The organism is Caenimonas sp. SL110 (assembly GCF_001044395.1).
GTDB lineage: Bacteria > Pseudomonadota > Gammaproteobacteria > Burkholderiales > Burkholderiaceae_C > Ramlibacter.
Map to the genome: position 1 here is coordinate 26,029 of NZ_JANU01000027.1, position 22,201 is coordinate 48,229.

The following is a 22,201-nucleotide window of genomic DNA, read 5'->3' on the forward strand; positions in this document are numbered from 1 at the left end:
CATGAGTGCCGTGTTGCCAGCCGCAATTCGCGCACCGGTGAGGCAGTCGTCCCACTGGACCGACCGGGTGGCCCACCTCGCCTTGCTGGTGGTGGCGCTGCTGCTGGTTGCGTTCCTCGCGCTACCGCTGCTCACCATCTTGCTGCAGGCGCTACAGGGCAAGTCCGAAGAGTTCGTCGGGCTGCGCAACTTCATTGAATACGCACAGACGCCTTCGCTGCTCACCAGCTTGTGGAACAGCATCTGGGTGTCCTCGCTTGTCACGGTGATTGCGGTGCCGCTCGCGTTTGGCTTCGCTTACGCGCTCACGCGTTCGTGCATGCCGCTCAAGCCGCTGTTTCGCGGCATCACGCTCATCCCGCTGCTTGCGCCGTCGCTGCTGGCCGCCATCTCGCTGATCTACTGGTTCGGCAACCAGGGCGTGCTCAAGAGCTGGACCACGTTCTTTGGCTGGGGCGAAATCTACGGCGCACCGGGCATCGTCATCGCCGAATGCTTTGCCGTTTTTCCGCACGCGCTGATGATTCTGGTGACGGCGCTCAGCCTGGCAGATGCCCGCCTGTATGAGGCGGCCGACGCCATGGGCACGAGCAGCGCACGCAAGTTCTTCACCATCACCTTGCCGGGCGCGAAGTACGGTTTGATCTCGGCGGCGCTCGTCACCTTCACGCTGGTCATCACCGACTTCGGCATTCCCAAGGTGATCGGCGGCAGCTTCAACGTGCTGGCAACCGATGTGTTCAAACTGGTCATCGGCCAGCAGGACTTTTCCAAGGGCGCGGTCGTCGCCATCTTGCTGCTCGCGCCGGCCATCATCACGTTCGCAGTCGATGGCTACGTCAGCCGCAGGCAGACCGCGATGCTCACCGCGCGCGCTGTGCCGTACCGCCCAAAGCCCTCGCGCGGCTATGACGCCCTGATGACGCTGTACTGCTCGTTCATCGCATTCCTGGTGCTGGCGATGCTGGGCATGGCGGTGTTCGCATCGTTTGCCAGCTTCTGGCCCTACAACCTGTCGCCGAGCCTGCGCCACTACGTGATGGGCCTGGTCGATGCAGAGGTGAGCGTTGGTTTCGTCAACAGCCTGAAGATGGCGGCGGGCACTGCGTTGTTCGGAACGGCGCTGGTGTTCTGCGGCGCCTACCTGCTCGAAAAAACCAAGGGCATGCAGGGCCTGCGCGGCATCGTGAAGCTGCTCGCGATGCTGCCGATGGCGGTGCCGGGCCTCGTGCTCGGGCTGGGCTACATCTTCTTTTTCAACGAGCCGGGCAATCCGCTCAACGGCCTGTATCACACCGTCGCGCTGCTCACCATCTGCACCATCGTGCACTTCTATACGACCGGGCACCTCACCGCGGTGACAGCGCTCAAGTCGCTCGATGGCGAGTTCGAGGCAGTGAGTGCATCGCTCAAGGTGCCCTTCTTCAAGACCTTCTGGCGCGTCACGTTGCCGATCTGCACGCCCGCGCTGGTGGATATCGCGCGCTACTTCTTCATCAATGCGATGACGACGATTTCTGCCGTGGTGTTTCTCTATTCGCCCGAGACCAAGGTGGCATCGATCGCCATCCTCAACCTCGACGAGGCCGGGGAGATCGGCGCGGCTGCCGCGATGGCCGTGCTGATCGGCGTCGCATCGACGATTGCCACGCTGATCTTCATGGCGCTGGCGTGGTGGGTGAACCGGCGCACGCAGGCCTGGCGCACCACGGACCGATAAGAACGACGGAGACACATTCATGGACCGCGACAAGATCCTCCTCACCCCAGGGCCGCTCACCACCACGCTGCGCACCAAGCTCGCCATGCTGCGCGACTGGGGATCGTGGGACAGCGACTTCAACGAAGTCACCGCGAAACTTCGCGCCAGCCTCCTGAAGATCGTCCACGGCGAAGATACGCACGTTGTCGTGCCGCTGCAAGGCAGCGGCACCTTCAGCGTGGAAGCCGCGATTGCAACCCTGGTGCCGCGCGACGGCCACGTGCTGGTGCTGGACAACGGCGCGTACTGCAAGCGCGCGGGCAAGCTCACGTCGATGATGGGCCGCAACAGCACGCTCATGCCTTTCGATGAGGCCGGGCAGGTGTCGCCTGTCGCGCTCGAAGAAAAGCTCAAGTCCGACCAGAGCATCACCCATGTGGTGCTGATCCATTGCGAGACGGGCGCTGGCGTATGGAACCCGCTGGAGGCCGTGGCTGAGGTTTGCGCACGTCACGGCAGGGGCCTGATCGTGGACGCGATGAGTTCGTTCGGCGCACTGCCCATCGACGCGCGCGAGACACGATTCGACGCGCTCATCGCGGCCAGCGGCAAGTGCCTGGAAGGTGTGCCCGGCATGGGATTCGTGCTGGTGCGCAAGTCGGTGCTGGAGCAATGCGCGGGCCGCAGCCAGTCGCTGGCGATGGACCTGCACGACCAGTATGTCTACATGGAAAAGACCGGGCAGTGGCGCTTCACGCCGCCGACCCATGTGGTGGTCGCGCTGTGGGAAGCTGTGCAGCAGTTCGAGGCCGAAGGCGGTCAGCCCGCGCGCCTGGCCCGCTACACGAGCAACTACCAGACGCTCATTGACGGCATGTCACGGCTGGGCTTCATGCCCTTCCTGGACCCTTCGATACAGGCGCCCATCATCGTGACGTTCAACGCGCCGGGCGATGCGCGCTATGACTTCAAGACCTTCTACCAGGCAGCGCGTGCACGCGGTTTCATCCTTTATCCCGGCAAGCTCACACAGGTGGAAACTTTTCGCGTAGGCTGTATCGGCGCGATCGGCCCCAATGAAATGGAGCAGGCCGTGAACGCGGTAGCGCTGGCGCTCCAGGACATGGGTATTGCATCGGGTGAGCCGGCGATCTGATCTTTTCATTGCTCTGAGGACAACAAGAAGATGGCAACCAAGGTCCACCCCGCGCTCGCCGCAATCAAGAAGTCCGGTGCCCGCAAGGTCAAGGTCGCCTGCAGCGACATCGACGGCGTGCTGCGCGGCAAGTACCTGCACAGTTCCAAGTTCGAAGGCGCGGCCCAACAGGGGCCCGGTGGCGGCTTCGGCTTCTGCGATGTGGTGTTCGGCTGGGACTCCAGCGACAACGTCTACGACAACACGCAGGTCACCGGCTGGCAGCACGGCTTTCCTGACGCGCTCGCGCGAATCGACCTGGACACGCACCGCAATGTTCCCTGGGACGGTGGCATCGATTTCTTCCTCGGCGAATTCATCAACGCAGACGGCACGCCCTATGCCGTGTGTCCCCGCCAGACGCTCAAGCGCGTGCTGGCACGCGCAAAGAAGCTCGGCTTCGACGTGATGACGGGCATGGAATACGAGTGGTTCAACTTCCTGGAGACGCCGCAAAGCTGGGCGGCCAAGAAGGGTGTAGCACCCGAGACACTGACGCCGGGCATGTTTGGCTATTCGCTGCTTCGCGTGAACCAGAACCGCGAGTTCTTCAACGCGATCATGGATGAGATGCAGGCCTTTGATGTGCCCATCGAGGGCCTGCATACCGAGACCGGCCCCGGCGTCTACGAAGCCGCCCTGGGCTTTTCGGAAGCGTTGAAGCAGGCCGACCGCGCCATCCTCTTCAAGACCGGCACCAAGGAGATAGCCGCGCGCTTTGGCATCATGCCCAGCTTCATGGCCAAGTGGAATGCGCAGCTGCCGGGCTGCAGCGGTCACATCCACCAGAGCTTGTCGGATGGCAAGACCAACCTCTTTTATGACGCGAAGAGCCCGCGCAAGATGAGCAAGCTCTTCGAGAGCTATGTGGCCGGACAGGTCGCCTGCCTGATGGAGTTCGCTCCCATGTTCTGGCCGACGATCAACAGCTACAAGCGGCTGGTCGATGGCTTCTGGGCGCCGGTCAAGCCGACCTGGGGCATCGACAACCGCACCGCAAGTTTTCGCGTGATTGCAGGCAGTCCCAAAGGCACACGGCTGGAGACGCGGTGTCCGGGTGCCGATGTGAATCCGTACCTCGCGATGGCGGCTGTCATTGCGGCAGGCCTGTATGGCGTCGAGAAGGGCCTGAAGCTGACGGCGCCGCCGATCACCGGGACCAACCAGGGCGCAGACGACATTCCCCGCGCGCCGCGCACCTTGATCGAGACCACGCGCAACTTCAGCAATTCGAAGATCGCGCGCGACATGCTGGGCGACACCTTCGTCGAGCACTTTGCGGCGACACGCGACTGGGAGTGGCGCCAGTGGCTCGATGGCGTGACGGACTGGGAAATGAAGCGCTACTTCGAGATCATCTAGCCGCCAGCTCTTATGAAGCGGTTTGCCGTCGTCCTTGCCAGCGCCTTGCTTGTTGCGGGTGCAGCGCAGGCGCAGCTCAGCGATGTCGAGCAGCGCATCGTCGCGGCTGTGAAGCAGCGATCCGCGCAAGCGGTGGACCTGCTGGAGAAAATGGTTCGCGTCAACAGCGGCACATTGAACGTCGAAGGTGTGCGCGAGGTGGGCCACATCACCCGCGCCGAACTCGATGCCATCGGCATGACCACCCGCTGGGAAGAGATGCCTGCAAGCATGCAACGCGCAGGCCATCTTGTCGCCACGGTGGACGGTGGCAAGGGCCAGCGTGTGCTGCTGCTCGGCCATCTCGACACCGTGTTCGAGAAAAACAGCAGCGTCGCCTTGTGGGAGCGGCGCGGTGACCGCGTGCGCGGCCAGGGCGTGGGCGACATGAAGGGCGGCAACGTCGTCATCCTCGAAGCCCTGCGTGCGCTGCACAGCGTGGGCGCCCTGCGTGAAGCACGCATCGCCGTGCTGTTCACCGGCGATGAAGAGCGAACCGGTGCACCGCTGGAGCGTTCGCGCGCGACGCTTGTCGAACTGGCAAAGCAAAGCGATGCGGCTTTGTCGTTCGAGGCGAGCACGCGGCTGGGCGGCAACTACGCAGCAAGCATTGCGCGGCGGTCATCGGGCGGCTGGACGCTGTCCGTCAGGGGCCGGCCCGGTCACAGCGCTGGGGTGTTCGCACCGGGGCAAGGCTACGGCGCGATCTATGAAGCTGCGCGCATTCTCAATGCGTTTCGCGAGCAGGTGGCCGAACCCAACCTCACCTTCAATCCAGGTCTCGTCATGGGTGGCACCAGCATTTCCTATTCCGACGAGACCGCAACGGGCGCCGCCTTCGGCAAGACCAACGTGATCGCGCGCGATGTGATGGTGCGCGGCGACCTGCGATTTCTCTCACCGGAACAAGGCGAGCGGGCCAAGCAGCGCATGCGCGAGATCGTGGCCGCGAACCTGCCAGGCACCACGGCGACGATAGAGTTTCGCGACAGCTATCCGCCGATGCCGCCGACCGAGGCGGGACAGCGATTGCTCGGTGCCTATTCAAGGGTCAGTGTCGATGCGGGCTTCGGTCCTGTGGTTGCATTCGACCCGGGCATGCGCGGCGCAGGCGATATTCAATTCGCTGCCCCCTATGTGCCGGGTGTGGATGGCCTGGGCGCACTCGGCTCGGGTTCGCACACCGACGACGAAGACCTGGAAGTCGCCTCGATCGAGCGCGGAGCGATTCGCGCCGCATTGATGATCTATCGATTGACCCGGCCCTGATGGCCCGCCAACCCACATAAACGTATCTCGACCTCAACACATTCATCATGAGCATCAACGGATTTGCATTTCCCACACCCATTCGTTTTGGACCCGGCGCCCGCAAGGAAGTCGCAAAACACCTGCTGGACAAGGGCTTCAAGCGGCCCCTGATCGTCACCGACAAGGCGCTCGGCGCACTGCCGGTGCTCGCGGAGTTCAGGAGCCACTTGCAGGGGCTGGATGTCGCGGTGTACGCGGGCGTCTTTGGCAACCCGGTGGCCAGCCAGGTGATGGATGGCGCTGCGGCCTACAAGGCGCACAACGCCGATTGCGTGATCGGCTTTGGCGGCGGCGCGGCGCTGGACGTCGCAAAGGTTGTCGGGCTCGCGGCGACGCATGAAGGCAACATACTCGAATACGCGTGGGACCATCCGCAGGTGCGCGCCATCGACAAGGCGTTGCCGTATTTCGTCGCGCTCCCCACCACGTCTGGCACCGGTTCCGAAGTCGGTCGCTCATCGGTCATCAGCGAAGACGACACGCACCTCAAGAAGATCATCTTCAGCGCCAAGGTGCTGGCGCGCTGCGTGTTCGCCGACCCCGAGCTCACCCTGGGCCTGCCGCCGCATGTGACGGCAGCCACCGGCATCGATGCCCTCACGCACAACATCGAAAGCTACCTGTCGCCGGCCTACCACCCGCTGTGCGATGGCATCGCGCTGGAGGGCACGCGCATTGCAGCACGCTCGCTCGAAAAAGCCGTGAAGGAGCCATCGAACATCGAGGCGCGCGGCGACATGATGATGTCTTCGATGATGGGCGCCATCGCGTTCCAGAAAGATCTGGGCGCAGTCCATTCGTGCGCGCATGCGCTGGGCGCGGTATGCGATCTGCATCACGGCCTGGCCAACGCATTGATGATCGACACGGTGCTCGCGTGGAACTACGAATCCGCGCCCGCCAAGTTCGATGAGCTGGCGCATGTGTGCGGCGTGCAAGGTGGCGGCACGCAGTTCGTGCCGTGGCTGCGCGCGTTGAAAGCCCGCATCGGCTTGACCGGCAAGCTGGGCGCGCATGGCGTCAAGCCAGAGCAGATTCCCCGCCTCGTCGAGATCGCCGTCGCGGACATCTGCCACCAGACCAATTCCCGGCCCGTCACCGCGCAGGACTTCCAGCGGCTGTTCGAGGAGGCCATGTGACCGGACAGGCCGATCGGCTCAAGATCGGCATCTCGGCGTGCTTCATGCATGCCGATCCGACGCGGCCGCTTTTCACCGGCAAGACGCTGCAGTACGTCGAGCAGTCGATTGCGCATTGGGTCATGTCAACCGGTGCGCTGGCCGTCATGATCCCCAGCCCCACAGGAGCCACGCAGCGCGGCGATGTCACGCTCGACCACTATGCGCAGTGGCTCGATGGCCTTGTGCTGCATGGTGGAGCCGACGTCTCTCCGCTCAGTTACGGCGAACAGCCGCTGCAGGAAAAGTGGTCGGGCGACAAGATTCGCGACGAATACGAGATCGATCTTGTTGCTGCATTCGAGCGCGCAGGCAAACCGGTCTTTGGCGTGTGCCGGGGCTTGCAGCTGCTGAACGTCGCGTTTGGCGGAACGCTCTACCAGGACATCGCCACGCAGCTGCCCGATGCGCTGACGCATCGCGATGCCACCACTTACGACAACAACTTCCACACCGTGGACATCAGGCGCGATTCGCGGCTGGGCCAGTTGTATCCCCAGCTCACCCGCGCCAGGGTCAACAGCATTCACCACCAGGCCATCAAGGATCTCGCTTGCGGTTTCGTCGTGGAAGCGGTGAGCAACGAAGATGGCATGGTCGAGGCCATCCGGCGCAGCGATGCCGGCAAGTCCTACATCGCGGCGGTGCAATGGCATCCTGAATTCCATCGCGCCGATTCAGACACCATCGATGATGCAGCGCTGCTGGCGGACTTTCTCGCCGCTGCAGCCGCTGCCAGAAAAGACACGACAACATCATGACCACGCTAGCCATTTACAACCCCGCAACCGGCGAGAAGATCACAGACCTGCCCGCTGATGACGCTGCCAGCGTCGCAGACAAGGCACGCGCCGCACGCGCCGCACAAGGACCGTGGGCCGCGCGTGCGCTGGACGAACGCAAGCTGTGCATCGACAGGTTTCGCGCCCTGGTGGTGCGTGACCTGGAGCAGCTCGCCATCACGATGACCCGCGAGACCGGCAAGCCGATCAGGATGTCGCGCAACGAACTCAATGGCCTGCTCGCGCGGCTCGACTTTTTTGTCGGCATGGTCGAGCCGGTGACTGCGACGGAGACTGTGTACGACGAAGGCGGCATGAAGGAGCGGATCGAGCATGTGCCGCTGGGCGTCATTGCCAATATCTCGGCCTGGAACTACCCCTGGTTCGTCGGCTGCAACGTGATCGTGCCTGCGCTGCTCACCGGCAATGCAGTCTTGTACAAGCCCTCGGAATTCGCAACCATGACCGGGCTGGAGATCGCACGCCTGCTGCATGAAGCCGGTGTGCCCAGGGACGTATTCACCGCGCTGGTGGGTGCGGGTGATGTGGGCGCAGCCCTGCTGGAGCAACCCATCGACGGCCTGTTTTTCACAGGCTCCCATGCCACCGGCTCACGAATCGCCAAGGCAGTCGGATCGCGCTTCATCAAGCTGCAGCTCGAACTCGGCGGCAAGGACCCGACTTACGTTTGCGACGATGCTGAGCCGAAGGCGGCAGCCGAGTCGCTCGCCGATGGCGCGATGTACAACACCGGTCAGAGCTGCTGCTCGGTCGAGCGCATTTACGTGCACGAGCGTATCTACGATGCATTCGTTGCTGCGTTCGTGGAGACGGTGAAGGGTTTCAAGTCGGGCGACCCGATGAGCGAGGACACCTACATCGGCGCGATCACGCGCGCGCCCCAGCTCGATGTGCTGGACGCGCAGGTGGCTGACGCCAAGGCGCGAGGCGCGACGCTGCACACCGGCGGTCATAGAGGCAAGGGGCCGGGCAACTGGTACGAAGCCACCGTGTTCAGCGATGTGAATCACGACATGGAACTGATGCAGGAAGAAAGCTTCGGGCCGCTCATCGGCATCCAGAAGGTGTCCAGCGACGAAGAGGCGGTTCGCCTGATGAACGACACGCGTTACGGCCTCACCGCTGGCGTCTACACACCCGACGCCGACCGGGCCCACAGCGTGCTGTCGCGCGTGAATGCAGGCAGCCTCTACTGGAACTGCTGCGACCGTGTCAGTCCGCGCTTGCCGTGGAGCGGCTTTGGTGATTCGGGTGTCGGCCTCACGCTATCGACGTACGGCATTCAGGGGTTCACCCGGCCGCGCGCCTGGCACCTTCGTTCGTGAACTGCCGCAACTGCCGCCCGTGATGCTTCGCACGATCGCTTTCTTCGACCTGGACCACACGCTGCTGTCCGGGGACAGCGACGTGTTGTGGTGCGAGTTCCTGATGGAAAAACGCATCCTGGAGCGCGAGTCTTTTGCCGCGCGCAATGCGGACATGGAGGCGCGCTACAAGTCAGGCACTGTGGGTGTGGAGGAGTTTGCGCAGTTCTACGTGAGTACCTTGGCCGGTCGCACCGCTGCGCAATGGGAGCCGGCCCGGCGTGAGTTTCTCGAAACGATTGTGGTGCCGCGCATTCCGGCTGCTGCCGTCCAGCTCGTCGAGCGGCACCGCCAGGCAGGCGATGTGCTGGTGATGACCACCGCCACCAACCGCTTCATCACCGAACTCACCGCACGGCATTTCGGCATCGACCATCTGCTCGCAACCGAGACGCAGATGCAGGACGGCGTGTTCACCGGCAATCCCGAGGGCACCTTGAACATGCGCGGCGGCAAGGTCGACCGGATCGAGGCGTGGCTCGCCGCCCGAGGTGAGTTGCTCGAAGATTATCGAAGTGCCGCGTACAGCGATTCGATGAATGACCTGCCGCTGCTGGAGGCGGTGGATGACCCGGTGGCTGTCGACCCCGACCCGCGGTTAGCGGATCTGGCCCTGGCGCGTGGCTGGCCGATCCTGAAGCTGCATGGGCGCTGAACCATGGCTGTCATTGCGGGCTCGACCCGCAATCCATCGTTGATCAGCCACCGTCGCCGTTTCGCGGTCGATGCCGGATCGAGTCCGGCATGACAGTTTTCTTTCGCTGAATAATGCACATAGCACCAGGAGCCTCCAGATGTCCGCACGAGACCCGAAACCCAACTCGCTCGCCGATCGGATCGACGCGGCAGCGCAGGCGATCGAACAGCGCGTGATCGCCTGGCGGCGTGACCTGCACGAACACCCGGAACTGGGCAATCGCGAATTTCGTACCGCCGGCATCGTTGCTGAACACCTCAAGGCGCTCGGCTTCGATGAGGTCCGGGAGAAGGTTGCGCACACGGGCGTCGTCGGGCTTCTGAAGGGCGGCCTCCCCGGCCCGGTGGTGGCGCTTCGCGCGGACATGGACGGCTTGCCGGTCACCGAGGAAGTCGACGTGCCTTTCGCATCCAGGGTGCGCACGAAATGGAACGGCGAAGAAGTCGGCGTGATGCACGCCTGCGGCCACGACTGCCATGTCTCCATCCTGATGGGCGTTGCAGAAATTCTGGCCGGGATGCGCGCCGAACTGCGCGGCTCGGTCAAGTTCATCTTCCAGCCGGCCGAGGAGATGCCGCCCGAAGGCGAGGAAGGCGGCGCCAAACAGATGATCCTGGAAGGTGCGCTGCAAAACCCGGTGCCCCAGGCGATCTTCGGCCTGCACGTCACCTCGCGCCTGAACGTCGGCAAGGTGGGCTACCGTCCCGGCCCGACGATGGCGAGTTCGGATCGCTTTCGCATCACGGTGCACGGCAAGCAGACGCACGGTGCGGCGCCGTGGCTCGGGGTTGATCCCATCGTCACGTCAGCCCAGATCATCATGGGCCTGCAGACGGTGGTGAGCCGCGGCATCGATATCGCACGCGAACCGGCGGTGGTTACCGTGGGCATGATCAAGGGCGGCGTTCGCGAGAACATCATTCCCAACGAAGTCGAGATGCGCGGCACGATCCGCAGCTTTGACGAGGGGATGCGAGACGAGATTCACGAGCGCGTGACGACGCTTGCCGAAGCGGTCGCCCGTGGCTCGCGTGCGAGCTGCTCTTGCGTGATCCAGAAGAACTATCCGGTAACGGTGAACGATCCGGCGCTGACCGCGCAAATGGTGCCGACGCTGCAGCGTGTCGCTGGCCCCGGTGCGCTGGAACTGGTGCCCAAGGTCACGGGTGCGGAGGACTTCTCGTTCTTCCAGCAGCTCATCCCGGGCCTGTTTTTCTTTGTCGGTGTCACCCAACCGGGCATCGACCCTGCGAAAGCGTTTTCCAATCACTCGCCGAAGTTCTTTGCAGACGAGCGCGGCCTGCTCATCGGGGTGCGGGCGCTGGCGCAGTTGACCTGCGACTACCTGGAAGCGGAAAGCTGACTTTCGTACCAGCGTGTCCCTGCGGCTTGTAAACTAGCCGCCAGATCGGGCGCGGCCAAGAAGGCGTCCGAAAAAAACAAGGACGTCAAAAACAATGGCCCTGATCGTCGTCATGGAAGACGATGCCGGAACACGGATGCTCGTGGCGTCCGTCCTGCGCAAGGACGGCCACGAGGTGCTGACGGCTGAAGACGGGCAAACCGGCCTGGAGCTGGTGATTGCCAATCGGCCGAACCTCATCATCAGCGATGTGCAGATGCCCAGGATGAACGGCTTTGACATGCTGGCTGCCGTTCGCAAGGACCCCGTCACAGCCGCCACTCCGGTCATCCTGCTCACCTCGCTGCAAGAGCGCGCGCACATGCGCATCGGCATGACCACCGGCGCCGACGACTACATCACCAAGCCGTTTCGCGCCGCCGAACTGCGCGAGGCCGTCTCGGCGCAGTTGAACAAGCGCTCCGTGCAGGCCACCCTGCAGGCGATGGCGGTCGATGCGGCCGTTCAGCAGGCGCTGGTGGACCAGAAGCATGAGCTGGCCAGGCTCTACGAAGAGCGGCTGGCGGCAGAACTGAGCGAGCGGTGGCCCACCGGCAGCGAGGGTGATGAGCAGATCCACAACGCCACGGTGCTGTTCGTCGATATCCCCAACTATGCGGCGCTCGCGCAGCGGCTCGATGCGCAGGAGCTGGCCGATCTGGTGCGAAAGCTCTACGGCAATGCCAACGACACGGTGCATCTGTTTGGCGCGCGCCACATGCGCTTTGTGGGCGAAGGATTGCTCGCGATCTTCGCCGAGCACAGCGACACCAAGACAGTGAGCCATTCACTTCGCGCAGCGCGTGCGGCGCTGGGGCTGGTCGATTCATCCCGGGGTTTGCAGGAGTACCTGGACAAGCGATTTCCAGGGCGCGGCCTTGCGAAGTTCGAAGTGAATGTCGCACTGCATTCGGGAGATGTGGCGCTCACGCTCCTGCAGGATCCGCTGCACGGCACCGCCTCGCAGCTGCTGCCGGTCGGTGATGCGGTCAGCGCGACCATCCAGCTGCAAAAGGCCGCGCGCACCCACGGCTGGCATATCGTCATCAGCGCTTCGGCGCTCAGGCCCATCACAGGCGCTGTCGTGACCGGTGGGCGGGCCCTGGTCAATCTGCCAGGCCGCGCCGCGCCTATCGACGCGGTGGAACTGCTGGGCCTGGCGATATGACTTTTCAGGGGAGCTTTCGCAGGTGAAGTTCTCGCTGCGCCGAATCCTGGCGGCCAGCCTGGTGCCGCTGGCGATCGTGCCGGCGCTGATGGTCGCCTGGATCATGACGCGAAGCAGCCTGGAGGCCGCCGAGGAACTGGCCGGCGGCATCCTGTCCAACGTGGCTGCGAAGGTGCAACTGGGCACGGAGGTCCATCTGGGACAGGCCCATGCTGCGCTCGACGGCCTTTTGCCTGAGCGCATGGATGCGCAGCAGCGCGAGCTGGCGCGGCAACTGCTGGCGACGCCGGCGCAGTTCGAGCCGATGGCGTTTGCGCTGGTGCGCCAGTCGCCCAACGTGCCCAATGTTTACATGGGCAACAAGCGCGGCGAATACCTGGGTGTCGAGCAGACATCGCAGGGCCTGCGCGTGCATGTCAGGGGTGACCAGGGTGGGCCGAGACTGTCTTTTGCAGCGATGAAGCCCGGCGATCGCAACTCACCCCTGCCCGCCGGGACGGACAACTTCGAGCCGCGTACCCGCCCCTGGTATCAGGGCGCCATGACCGCCAAGGGACGCGTCTTTTCTGCAGTGCAGCTGGTGCCCGGCAAGCGGCAACTCTTCGTCACCTTGTCGCAACCGGTGTATGACGATGACAGCGGTGCTGCTGGTGTGTTTGGCGTGGACCTGTACCTGCAGCAGCTGGCCGACCTCTTGCAGACACAAAGGATCAGTGCGCGAGGCGGGGCGTTCGTGGTCGATGAAGCCGGGTTGCTCGTGGCGGGATCGGCCGGCGATCCGTTGTTTCGGGAGGTTGATGGCAAGCTCGTTCGCCGCAGCCCGCGCGATAGCGCCAACGCCGTCATCCGACAGGGCTTTGCCGCACTGGAAGCAGAACGTGCCGCCCGGCGCGAAGACACGGTTGCCGGCAACACGGCCCTGCAACGCCTGCCGCTGGCCGGCGATTCGCTGCTGATGATGCAGCGCCCGTTCGGGGAGGCGCTGGGTCTGCGCTGGACACTCGTCGTCGCCGCCCCGGAGAGCGATTTCACCGGCAACATCTCGCGAGCCTGGAAGGTGTCACTGGTCGTCATTGGCGCATTGGTGCTTCTGTCCGCCCTGCTCGGATTTTTTGCTGCGCACATGATCGGCCGGCGCCTGCAGCGCCTGAGCCAGGCCGCCGAGCAACTCGGGCGCGGTGAGGTGCCTGCCATCGACGATGCGACCCGCATCCGCGAAGTGCATCAGCTGTCTCGGGTGCTGCACGACAGCGCCGGGCAGTTGCAGGTGTACCGCCAGCAGGTCGAAGCCGATGCCCGTGCCTTGCAGGAAGCCAACGAGACACTCGAAGCACGCGTCGAACGTCGCACCGAGCAGCTGGCCGCCTCGCGTGAAGAAGCCTTGTCCGCCGCGCGCGCCAAGGCTGCGTTCCTGGCGACCATGAGCCATGAGATCCGCACGCCGCTCAACGGTGTCGTGGGCATGAGTACGCTGCTGGCCGAGACGCCGCTGGACGCCGAGCAGCGCGACTACCTGCAGACGATTCGCCTTTCGAGCGACCAGTTGCTGGCGGTGATCAACGACGTGCTCGATTTTTCAAAGATCGAGTCGGGCAAGCTCGAGCTGGAGATCGAGCCGGTCAGCATTCGCGGCGCTATCGAGGAGGCATGCGACATCGCCGCGCCACGTGCCCGCGAGAAGGGGCTCGAGCTCATCATCGATGTGCCTGACGCCGGCACGATGCCAGAGGCGATCAAGGGCGATGTCACGCGCCTGCGGCAAGTGCTCATCAACCTGATCAACAACGCCGTGAAGTTCACGGCCAGCGGCGAAGTGGCGGTTCATGCCCGGCAGCTCAAGGCAGACGACGGCCAGGGTCGCAGCGTGATCGAGTTCCGGGTGACTGACAGCGGCATCGGCATACCGCCCGAGCGCGTCGGCCAGCTCTTCCAGGCATTCACGCAGGTGGATGCATCGACGACACGCAAGTACGGCGGCACCGGGCTGGGCCTTGCCATCTGCAAGCGTCTGGTGGAACTGATGGACGGCGAGATCGGCGTCGAGAGCGAGCTGGGCAAGGGTTCGACGTTCTGGTTCACGGTGGCAGCGCCGGTGACGCAGCTCTCGCCGGCGTTCAGCGTCAGTGATGCGGGCCTGCTGGATGCAAAGCGCATCCTGGTCGTGGACGACAACGCAACCAACGTGCGCATCCTCACGCGCCAACTGGAGATGTGGGGCATCGCGGTGACGCAGGCGAACTCGGGCAAGGAAGCGCTTGCCTGGATAGCCGGTGCGAGCGAGGCCGCGCAGATCATCATCACCGACATGCACATGCCCGAGATGGACGGCGTTGCTTTCGCGCGGGCCGTGAAGGAGCGGGCGGCCTGGCGCGAGGTGCCTGTCGTGCTGCTGAGTTCGGGCTTCATGCCGGCGGCGGATGAAAGCGCATCGCTCTTCGCTGCGCGCCTGCTCAAACCGGCGCGGCAAAACCAGCTCTTTGAAACGCTGCTTCGATGCCTGTCGCCTCAAGGCAGTGCGCGCGCGCAATCCGTTGCTGTTGCAGCGGACGCGAAGAAACACATCACGGTGCTGGTGGCCGATGACAACGCAGTGAACCTCAAGGTCGCCTGCGCGATGCTGATGAAGCTCGGCTATGAGTACGTCACCGCCAACGACGGCCGCGAAGCGGTGCAGGCCATTGCGCAGGCGCATGCCAGCGACCGCAAGTTCGGCGCCGTGCTGATGGATGTGAACATGCCCGATGTCGATGGCCTGGAAGCGACGCGGCAAATTCACGCGGCCTGGGGTGCGAACGCACCGCCCATCATTGCGCTGACGGCAGGCGCCTCGGCGGACGACCGGACGCGCTGCGAGGCGGCCGGCATGGACGACTACCTGACCAAGCCCCTGCATGTGGCGGCGCTCGCACAGGCGCTGGAGCGCTGGACGACCGGTGAGGGCGGCACGAGCGCGAAGACAAGACCGTCACAGGCCGCAGCCGACCAGGACGTCCCGCTGCTTGATCCGGCGCGGCTGGAAGAATTCAAGGAGTTCGACGACGAAGAACTGACGATGACAAAGGAGGTTGTCGCGTTGTTCGTCAGTGATGCGCCGCGGCGTCTCGATGCGATCGAGGAGGCGATTGTCGCGGGCGACGCATCCGCCATAGCCACAGCCGCGCACGCACTGAAAGGCGCGTCGAGCAACGTCGGCGCGACGGCGATGCAAGAGGCGGCTGCGCACCTGGAATCGGAAGCCAGCGGCGGCAGCGTGAACGGCGCAGCTACTCGCCTCACGCACCTGCGCGACCTGTGGAGCAGGACGCGCGTGAAGCTGGCTGAGTGGGGTTGAGGCGTCCCCGCTGCTCCTAGACCTTCGCGCCTTTGCGCGCGGTCGCCGCGTGGAGCAAGAGACCCAGGCCTTTCGCAAGTTCTGGATGGCTGACCGCCATGTGCTTTAGGCCGGTCGAGTCAGCTCGAAACGTGCACTTCGTCCTTGCGTCCGGAGATCGTGGGCAGGTCGATGCGAATGTCTTTTTATACTGCCAAATTGAATTTGTGCAGGATAAAAAAACTGCTGCGCCCCCTCAGCGATTCGCTGCAATCAGGCCTGATCGCAAGTCCGATAACGGCCAGTGGGCACTGGCCGCGCGAGGCATGATCGCTGCCAGATGACATCCCACCCGCACTCCCGGCTTCCGCCCGCGTTCAACCGTCTCGCCTGGTCCAACCTGGCGGCGCAATCGGCCGAGCAACTGAGCCTGGCTGCGGTGCCTCTTGTGGCCGTGCTGCTGCTGGGCGCTGGCCCGGGCGAGATCGGCACCCTGGCGGCCGTGCAGACATTGCCTTTCCTTCTTTTGGCGATCCCATTGGGCGTGATGGCTGACCGCGTGGCGCGGCGCCAGTTGATGGTGTGGTGCGAGGTGGCGCGCGCCTTGTCTCTGCTGGCGCTGTTGGCCATGGTGTGGACGGGCCAGTTGTCGATCGCAGGCCTGGGCGTGCTGGGCTTCATCGGCGCGGTCGGCACCGTCGGCTACAGCGTGGCAGCGCCTGCTCTGGTGCCCGGTCTCGTGCCCCGTGAGATGCTGGCGCGGGCCAATGGGCGGCTGGAACTGGCTCGCAGCATGGCCTATGCCGCAGGCCCGGCGATCGCCGGGGCGATGGTCGCGTGGGCAGGCGCATCGGCTGCGTTTGTCGTTGCCGCAGTGCTGTCGTGTGCGGCGGTTGGGTTGTTGCTGCGATTGAATGAACCGGTGCGCCCCGCCGCGCCCGCGCGTCACCCGCTGCTGGAGATCCGCGATGGTGCGCAATTCGTGTGGCGCCATCCATTCCTGCGGCCCATCCTGGTCACGGGCATGGCCTGGAATATTTCATGGTTCGTGTTGCAGGCTGCCTATGTGCCTTACGCGGTGCGCGCCCTCGGGTTGAGTGCGCAGGCAGTGGGCATCACGCTCGCCTGCTACGGCGCGGGCATGGTGGTGGGGGCTTTGCTCGCGCCGCGCATCGTCGGCGCGATGTCATTTGGCCGCGCAATTCAACTCGGCCCTGCCGTGTCGGTGTTGGCCATCAGTGCGATCGTTGCCACGCTGCTGGTGCCCCGTGGCTGGCTGGCTGCGTTCGGATTTTTCCTGTTTGGCGTGGGACCGATCATCTGGACGATCACCACCACGACGCTGCGCCAGAACATCACCCCTGGCGCGATGATGGGTCGCGTGTCCTCGGTGTTCCTCACGGTGAACGCCGGCGCGCGGCCTGTTGGGGCTGCCCTCGGCGGCATTGTCGGCTCAGTGTGGGGTGAGCCCGCCTGCCTGGTGCTGGCCGGCGTGGGATTCGCCTTCCAGGCGGCCCTGATCTTCGGTTCGCGCCTGCGGGATCTCAGGGAGATTCCGCAGGCAGCGCCGGCCTAAAGCGCGACGAGCTGATCATCGTTTGATGTTTGATGCTAGTACATCAAACATCAAAAGCATGCCGTTCAGGTGAGGTGCTTGCCCACGATCCCCGCCAGTTCAAACATCGTCGCCTGCGGCTTGCCGAACACCGGCAATAGCTTGGCGTCGGCGTTGATCGAGCGCTTGTCCTTGGTGTCCTGCAAGTTGTTGGCCTTGATGTAGTCCCACAGCTTCTTGATGACTTCGGTGCGGGCGAAGGGGCCGTCGCCGATGACGGCAGACAGTTGTGCGCTCGGGACCAGCGTGCCGGTCTTGGGCACCTTGGGTGCAGCTGCTTTCTTTGCGGGCGCCGCCTTTTTGGCGGGCACGGCCTTCTTTGCAGCAGTTGCACCCGCAGCCTTGGTCGCCGTCTTGCCTGCGGTTTTTCCCGCAGCCTTTGCGGGGAAGGCGCTCCTGGCAGCCGTCTTCCTGGGCGGGAACTTGCTGGTGCGCGGCTCGAACTCGAAGTTCACCTTGCCCGCTTCCTTGTCCCAGGCCAGGAACGCCTTGAACGCACGGCGCGTGCGCATGGAGACGAACTTGTCCATCAGGTCGGTCTTGCCGGTGGCCAGCAACTTCTCCATCTGGTCGCGCGCGATCGGCTGCTGCAGGATCACCTGGCCGCTCTTGAAGTCGCAGCTCGGCACGGCTTGCGTGGCAGTCGGGACTGTGCGCTCGCAGATGTAGTTCTTGCCGAACTCGAAAACCCGCGCCCCGCATTTCGGGCAATTGCCCAGCGGCTGCTGCGCGCTGAAGTCGATGACCTCGCCAGTCTCGGCCGGGTCCTGCTCGTTGCCGAAGTCGAACTCCAGCTTCCAGTTCTTGTCTTCGTCGTTGAACTTCAGCACGATCTCGGAGGTGAACGGCCAGCCCGCCTTGGAGCGGAAACCTTCCAGCGGCCCGACGTGCTTGTCGCGCAGCAACTCCTCGACTTCTGCGATCTCAAAGGTGCGACCGGCGGGCGTCTTGCCGAACGAAAAACCGCAGGCGTCTTCGCCGGTGCCCGACTTGCCGGTGCAGGTGTAACGTCGATAGTTCTCGCGCACGATGCCGTTGCAGTTCGGGCAGGGGGTCTTGAGCGTGACGTAGTCGCCCGGAACGGTGTCCCGGTCGTATTCCTTGGCCTTCTTGACGATGTGCTTCGTCATCTCGGCGATTTCGAGCATGAAGGCGTCTCGCGACAGCTTGCCGTGCTCCATCTGCGAGAGCTTGTATTCCCATTCGCCCGTCAGGTCGGGACGCGAAAGTTCTTCCACACCCAGGCCGCGCAGCAGCGTCATGAGCTGGAACGCCTTGGCGGTCGGTATCAGCTCGCGCCCTTCGCGGTACATGTACTTTTCGTTCAGCAGCCCTTCGATGATGGCCGCGCGCGTGGCTGGCGTGCCCAGGCCCTTCTCCTGCATGGCTTCGCGCAATTCGTCATCTTCGACCTGCTTGCCCGCGCCTTCCATCGCACCGAGCAAGGTGGCCTCCGAATAGCGCGCCGGAGGCCTGGTCTTCAGGCCCTTGGGCTCGACGGTTTCTGCGCGCACCATCTCGCCGGGCTTGACCGGCACGAGCGTCTTGCTGTCTTCGCCTTCGGGCTTGTCGGCATCGGCTTCCTTGCCCCAGATCGCGAGCCAGCCCGGCTTGACCAGCACCTTGCCGTCGGTGCGGAAGCTGTGTCCCACGGCCTGCGTGATGCGCGTCGTGACCATGTATTCGGCGCTCGGGAAGAACACCGACAGAAAGCGCCGGACCACCAGGTCGTAGACGCGCTGCTCGGCATCCGACAGGCCGCTGGGTGCCTGCAATGTCGGGATGATCGCAAAGTGATCGCTGACCTTGGCGTTGTCGAAAATCTTCTTGGTCGGCTTGACGTAGTTCTGGTCAATCGCCTGCTGCGCAAACGGCGCCAGGTGCTTCATGCCGCTGGCCGCCAGCGTGCCCATGGTGTTCTTCACCACCGCGAGATAGTCCTCGGGCAGGTGGCGCGAATCGGTACGCGGGTAGGTCAGCGCCTTGTGACGCTCATAGAGGCTTTGCGCCAGCGCGAGCGTGGTCTTGGCCGAGTAGCCGAAGCGACCGTTGGCCTCGCGTTGCAGCGAAGTGAGGTCGAACAGCATCGGCGATGCCTGCGTGGTCGGCTTCGATTCTTCGGTGACGGTGGCGGCCTTGCCACGCACGGCGTCGGCGATCGCACGCGCCTCTTTTTCGGACCAGACGCGGTCGGCGCGCAGCTCGGCGTCTTCGGCATCCTTCTTCCACTTCGGGTCGAACCATTTGCCGGGGTATTCGCCGGCTTCCGCGAGGAACGACGCATGCACTTCCCAGTAGTCGCGGCTCACGAACTTGCGAATCTGCTCTTCGCGCACCACGACAACGGCCAGCGTCGGCGTCTGCACGCGGCCGACGGTGGTGAGAAAGAACCCGCCGTCGCGCGAATTGAACGCCGTCATCGCGCGCGTGCCGTTGATGCCCACCAGCCAGTCGGCTTCCGAGCGCGAACGCGCCGCATCGGCCAGGCCCGCCATCTGCTTTTCGCTGCGCAGCGACTCGAAACCCTCGCGGATGGCTTGCGGTGTCATCGACTGCAGCCACAGCCGCTTGACCGGCTTGCCCAGCGACTGGGCCTTGCCGGCCTTGTTGCCGGCTGCGAACTGCTCGATGAGCCGGAAGATCAGCTCGCCCTCGCGGCCCGCGTCACAGGCATTCACGAGATCGGTGATGTCCTTGCGCTTGGCCAGCTTCACCACCGCGTTCAGGCGCGACTTGGTTTTGTCCACCGGCTTCAGGTCGAAGTACGGCGGGATCACCGGCAGGTTCGCAAAGCTCCACTTGCCGCGTTTCACGTCGAATTCTTCGGGCGCCTGGATTTCAACCAGGTGGCCCACTGCACTCGTGACGACGTACTTCTCGCTCTCGAAGTGATCGTCGTGCTTGTCGAATTTGCCGGCCACGGGCGTGAGTGCGCGAACGATGTCCTGCGCCACCGATGGCTTCTCGGCAATTACCAGTGTCTTTCCCATATCAATACAATCGTCTTTCCTTACGCGCGCGGATGCGCGCGCGTGTGTGCATATTCAAATTAACAGAGTTTTGCGTAATGGGTGAAAAAGCATCGAAAAGTGGCGGCAAGCCCGCGAAGGCCGACAAGCCCGGCAAGCCTGAAAAGGCGGACAAGCAAAACAAACCGGAGTCGGGCCGACGCATCCAGGTGCGCAAATCCGGCGTCCATGGCAAAGGCGTTTTCGCCCTCCAGCGGATAGCCGAAGGCGAAACCATCATTGAGTACGTCGGCGAAATCATCAGCTGGAAGAAGGCCCAAAAGCGCCATCCGCACAACCCCGAAGACCCGAACCATACCTTTTATTTTCACGTCGACGAAAAAAGGGTGATCGATGCGGCCTTTGGCGGTAATGCCTCGCGCTGGATCAACCACTCGTGCAAGCCCAATTGCGAGGCCGACGAAGAAGACGGCCGCGTCTTCATCAAGGCGCTGCGCAATATCAAGGAAGGCGAAGAGCTCAGCTACGACTACGGGCTGATCATCGACGAGAAGTACACCAAGAAACTCAAGGCCGAGTATCCGTGCTGGTGCGGCGCCAAGAAGTGCCGGGGCACCTTGCTGGCACCCAAGCGCCCTCGATGAGCCCCTGGCCCGGCCAAGCCCTGCAGCTGGCGCTGGAGCCGCTGGTGCCGGGCTTTTCGGTGGCCGTGCTGGACGAAGTCGATTCCACCAACAGCGAGCTCATGCGCCGTGCTCGCGCCGGCCGGCTGGAGCCCGTGCTGCTGGTGGCCGAGCAGCAGACCGCTGGACGGGGCCGGCTCGGCCGCCAATGGCAAAGCAATGCTGGTGAGTCGCTGACGTTTTCATTGGGCTTGCCGCTCGCTCCCAGGGACTGGTCGGGTCTTTCGCTGGCAGTGGGCGTGAGCCTCGCGCAAAGCCTGCACCCCGCCATCGGCCTCAAATGGCCCAACGATCTCTGGTTTGACATGCGCAAGCTCGGCGGCATCCTGATCGAGACCGCCAGCACCGGTGAAGGGCGCGAGCCGTCCCGGTACGCCGTGATTGGCGTGGGCATCAATATTGCCGAGCGCCCGGCGTCCGGGCTTTCCACAGCACCGGCCTTTCTTCGCGAAATGTTTCCGGATATCGATGCCGCCCAGACACTCGCGCGCATCGCCGAGCCGCTGGTGCGAACGGTGCAGGCCTTCGAGCATTCCGGCTTCAGTGCATTCCGGGCGCGGTTCGACGCACGCGATGTGCTGCGCGATCGTGCCGTCGTGCTGAGCGATGGCACTGCTGGCACGGCGCATGGCACCACCGAAGGCGGCGCACTGCTGGTGCATACTGCCGCTGGCATGGTCCCTGTCACCAGCTCCGAAGTGAGCGTACGCCCCGCCGCCTGATGCCGCAAATCCTTCCATGTTGAGATTACTGGTCCTCGTTCTCCTGCTCGGTAACGCGATTTATTTCAGCTGGACCCAGGGCGCGCTCGCGGGGCTGGGGTTCGCTCCGACGCAGCAGGCCGAGCCGCAGCGCCTTGCCCAGCAGATCCGGCCGGAGGCCGTGCGAGTCATTGCCACCGATGAAGCGCGGCGCATCGAGGCGCAGGCATCAGCACCGGCTCGCGAGGCGGAGTGCCTGCAGGCTGGACTGTTCGACGACACGCAAGCCGGCGCAGTCAAGGCCGTGCTGGAGCCGTGGCCGGTCGGCTCATGGGCGATGGAGCCCGCCTCCGAGCCGGGACGATGGATCGTCTACATGGGCAAATACGCGAACGCCGAATATGTCGCCAGGAAGCGGGCCGAGTTGCGCAACATCGGCATCTCCTTCGAGCAACTGGGCAATCCGGCGCTGGAGCCCGGGCTTTCGCTGGGCGGTCATACGACGCAGGCCGCGGCGCAGCAGCAACTCGAAGCGCTGGCGCTGCGTGGCGTGCGTACAGCCAAGGTGGTCCAGGAGCGGCCCGAGACCAGAGGCCAGCTGCTCAAGCTTCCCATCGTTGACGACAGCCTGCGACCCCGCCTGGAAGACCTGAAGAACGTGCTGGGCACGAAGACCTTCCGCCAGTGCCGCTGAAACCTTTG

General features: G+C 64.1%; 16 protein-coding genes. 15 read left to right on the forward strand and 1 reads right to left on the reverse strand.

Annotated features, from left to right (window positions below):
- Position 1 precedes the first annotated feature (1 nt).
- From AQ12_RS13370 to AQ12_RS13425, 12 genes are all read left to right on the forward strand, one after another.
- Positions 2–1,720, forward strand: a complete 1,719-nt coding sequence (locus AQ12_RS13370) for a putative 2-aminoethylphosphonate ABC transporter permease subunit (RefSeq protein WP_048440429.1) — start codon at positions 2–4, stop codon at positions 1,718–1,720.
- 19 nt (positions 1,721–1,739) lie between these two features.
- Positions 1,740–2,858 carry a 2-aminoethylphosphonate--pyruvate transaminase gene (locus AQ12_RS13375; RefSeq protein WP_048440430.1) on the forward strand — a complete coding sequence of 373 codons (1,119 nt, stop codon included), beginning with the start codon at positions 1,740–1,742 and terminating at the stop codon, positions 2,856–2,858.
- Between the two features lie 30 nt (positions 2,859–2,888).
- Positions 2,889–4,259, forward strand: a complete 1,371-nt coding sequence (locus AQ12_RS13380) for a glutamine synthetase family protein (RefSeq protein WP_048440431.1) — start codon at positions 2,889–2,891, stop codon at positions 4,257–4,259.
- Positions 4,260–4,271: 12 nt separating this feature from the next.
- A complete protein-coding gene (locus tag AQ12_RS13385) occupies positions 4,272–5,567 on the forward strand; it encodes a M20/M25/M40 family metallo-hydrolase (protein WP_048440432.1) in 1,296 nt (431 codons plus the stop codon).
- Positions 5,568–5,614: 47 nt separating this feature from the next.
- On the forward strand, positions 5,615–6,748 hold the full coding sequence (locus AQ12_RS13390; RefSeq protein WP_048440433.1) for an iron-containing alcohol dehydrogenase: 1,134 nt from the start codon (positions 5,615–5,617) through the stop codon (positions 6,746–6,748).
- A complete protein-coding gene (locus AQ12_RS13395) occupies positions 6,745–7,548 on the forward strand; it encodes a gamma-glutamyl-gamma-aminobutyrate hydrolase family protein (protein ID WP_369799022.1) in 804 nt (267 codons plus the stop codon). The genes AQ12_RS13390 and AQ12_RS13395 overlap by 4 nt, the downstream gene beginning before the upstream one ends.
- Positions 7,545–8,915 (forward strand): aldehyde dehydrogenase family protein, encoded by a 1,371-nt coding sequence (locus AQ12_RS13400; RefSeq protein ID WP_048440434.1) that lies wholly within the window; start codon positions 7,545–7,547, stop codon positions 8,913–8,915. The genes AQ12_RS13395 and AQ12_RS13400 overlap by 4 nt, the downstream gene beginning before the upstream one ends.
- Before the next feature lie 22 nt (positions 8,916–8,937).
- A complete protein-coding gene (locus AQ12_RS13405; protein WP_048440435.1) occupies positions 8,938–9,609 on the forward strand; it encodes an HAD family phosphatase in 672 nt (223 codons plus the stop codon).
- Between the two features lie 139 nt (positions 9,610–9,748).
- On the forward strand, positions 9,749–11,014 hold the full coding sequence (locus tag AQ12_RS13410; RefSeq protein WP_048440436.1) for an amidohydrolase: 1,266 nt from the start codon (positions 9,749–9,751) through the stop codon (positions 11,012–11,014).
- Between the two features lie 94 nt (positions 11,015–11,108).
- On the forward strand, positions 11,109–12,221 hold the full coding sequence (locus AQ12_RS13415; RefSeq protein WP_048440437.1) for a response regulator: 1,113 nt from the start codon (positions 11,109–11,111) through the stop codon (positions 12,219–12,221).
- Between the two features lie 22 nt (positions 12,222–12,243).
- Complete coding sequence (locus AQ12_RS13420) at positions 12,244–15,552, forward strand: response regulator (RefSeq protein WP_048440438.1); 3,309 nt, start codon at positions 12,244–12,246, stop codon at positions 15,550–15,552.
- A gap of 319 nt (positions 15,553–15,871) precedes the next feature.
- Positions 15,872–17,107: an MFS transporter gene (locus tag AQ12_RS13425; RefSeq protein ID WP_048440439.1), complete on the forward strand. Its 1,236-nt coding sequence runs from the start codon at positions 15,872–15,874 to the stop codon at positions 17,105–17,107.
- Positions 17,108–17,172: 65 nt separating this feature from the next.
- Here AQ12_RS13425 and AQ12_RS13430 read toward each other — a convergent pair whose 3' ends face one another.
- Positions 17,173–20,136, reverse strand: a complete 2,964-nt coding sequence (locus AQ12_RS13430) for a DNA topoisomerase III (protein WP_048440440.1) — start codon at positions 20,134–20,136, stop codon at positions 17,173–17,175.
- Positions 20,137–20,168: 32 nt separating this feature from the next.
- On the opposite strand from AQ12_RS13430, the gene AQ12_RS13435 reads away from it, so the two are divergent.
- From AQ12_RS13435 to AQ12_RS13445, 3 genes are read left to right on the forward strand one after another with little or no spacing between them, the layout of a single operon-like run.
- Complete coding sequence (locus tag AQ12_RS13435) at positions 20,169–20,759, forward strand: SET domain-containing protein (protein ID WP_238587720.1); 591 nt, start codon at positions 20,169–20,171, stop codon at positions 20,757–20,759.
- Positions 20,756–21,520 carry a biotin--[acetyl-CoA-carboxylase] ligase gene (locus AQ12_RS13440; RefSeq protein WP_048440441.1) on the forward strand — a complete coding sequence of 255 codons (765 nt, stop codon included), beginning with the start codon at positions 20,756–20,758 and terminating at the stop codon, positions 21,518–21,520. The genes AQ12_RS13435 and AQ12_RS13440 overlap by 4 nt, the downstream gene beginning before the upstream one ends.
- Positions 21,521–21,536: 16 nt before the next feature.
- A complete protein-coding gene (locus AQ12_RS13445) occupies positions 21,537–22,193 on the forward strand; it encodes a hypothetical protein (RefSeq protein WP_048440442.1) in 657 nt (218 codons plus the stop codon).
- Positions 22,194–22,201 lie beyond the last annotated feature (8 nt).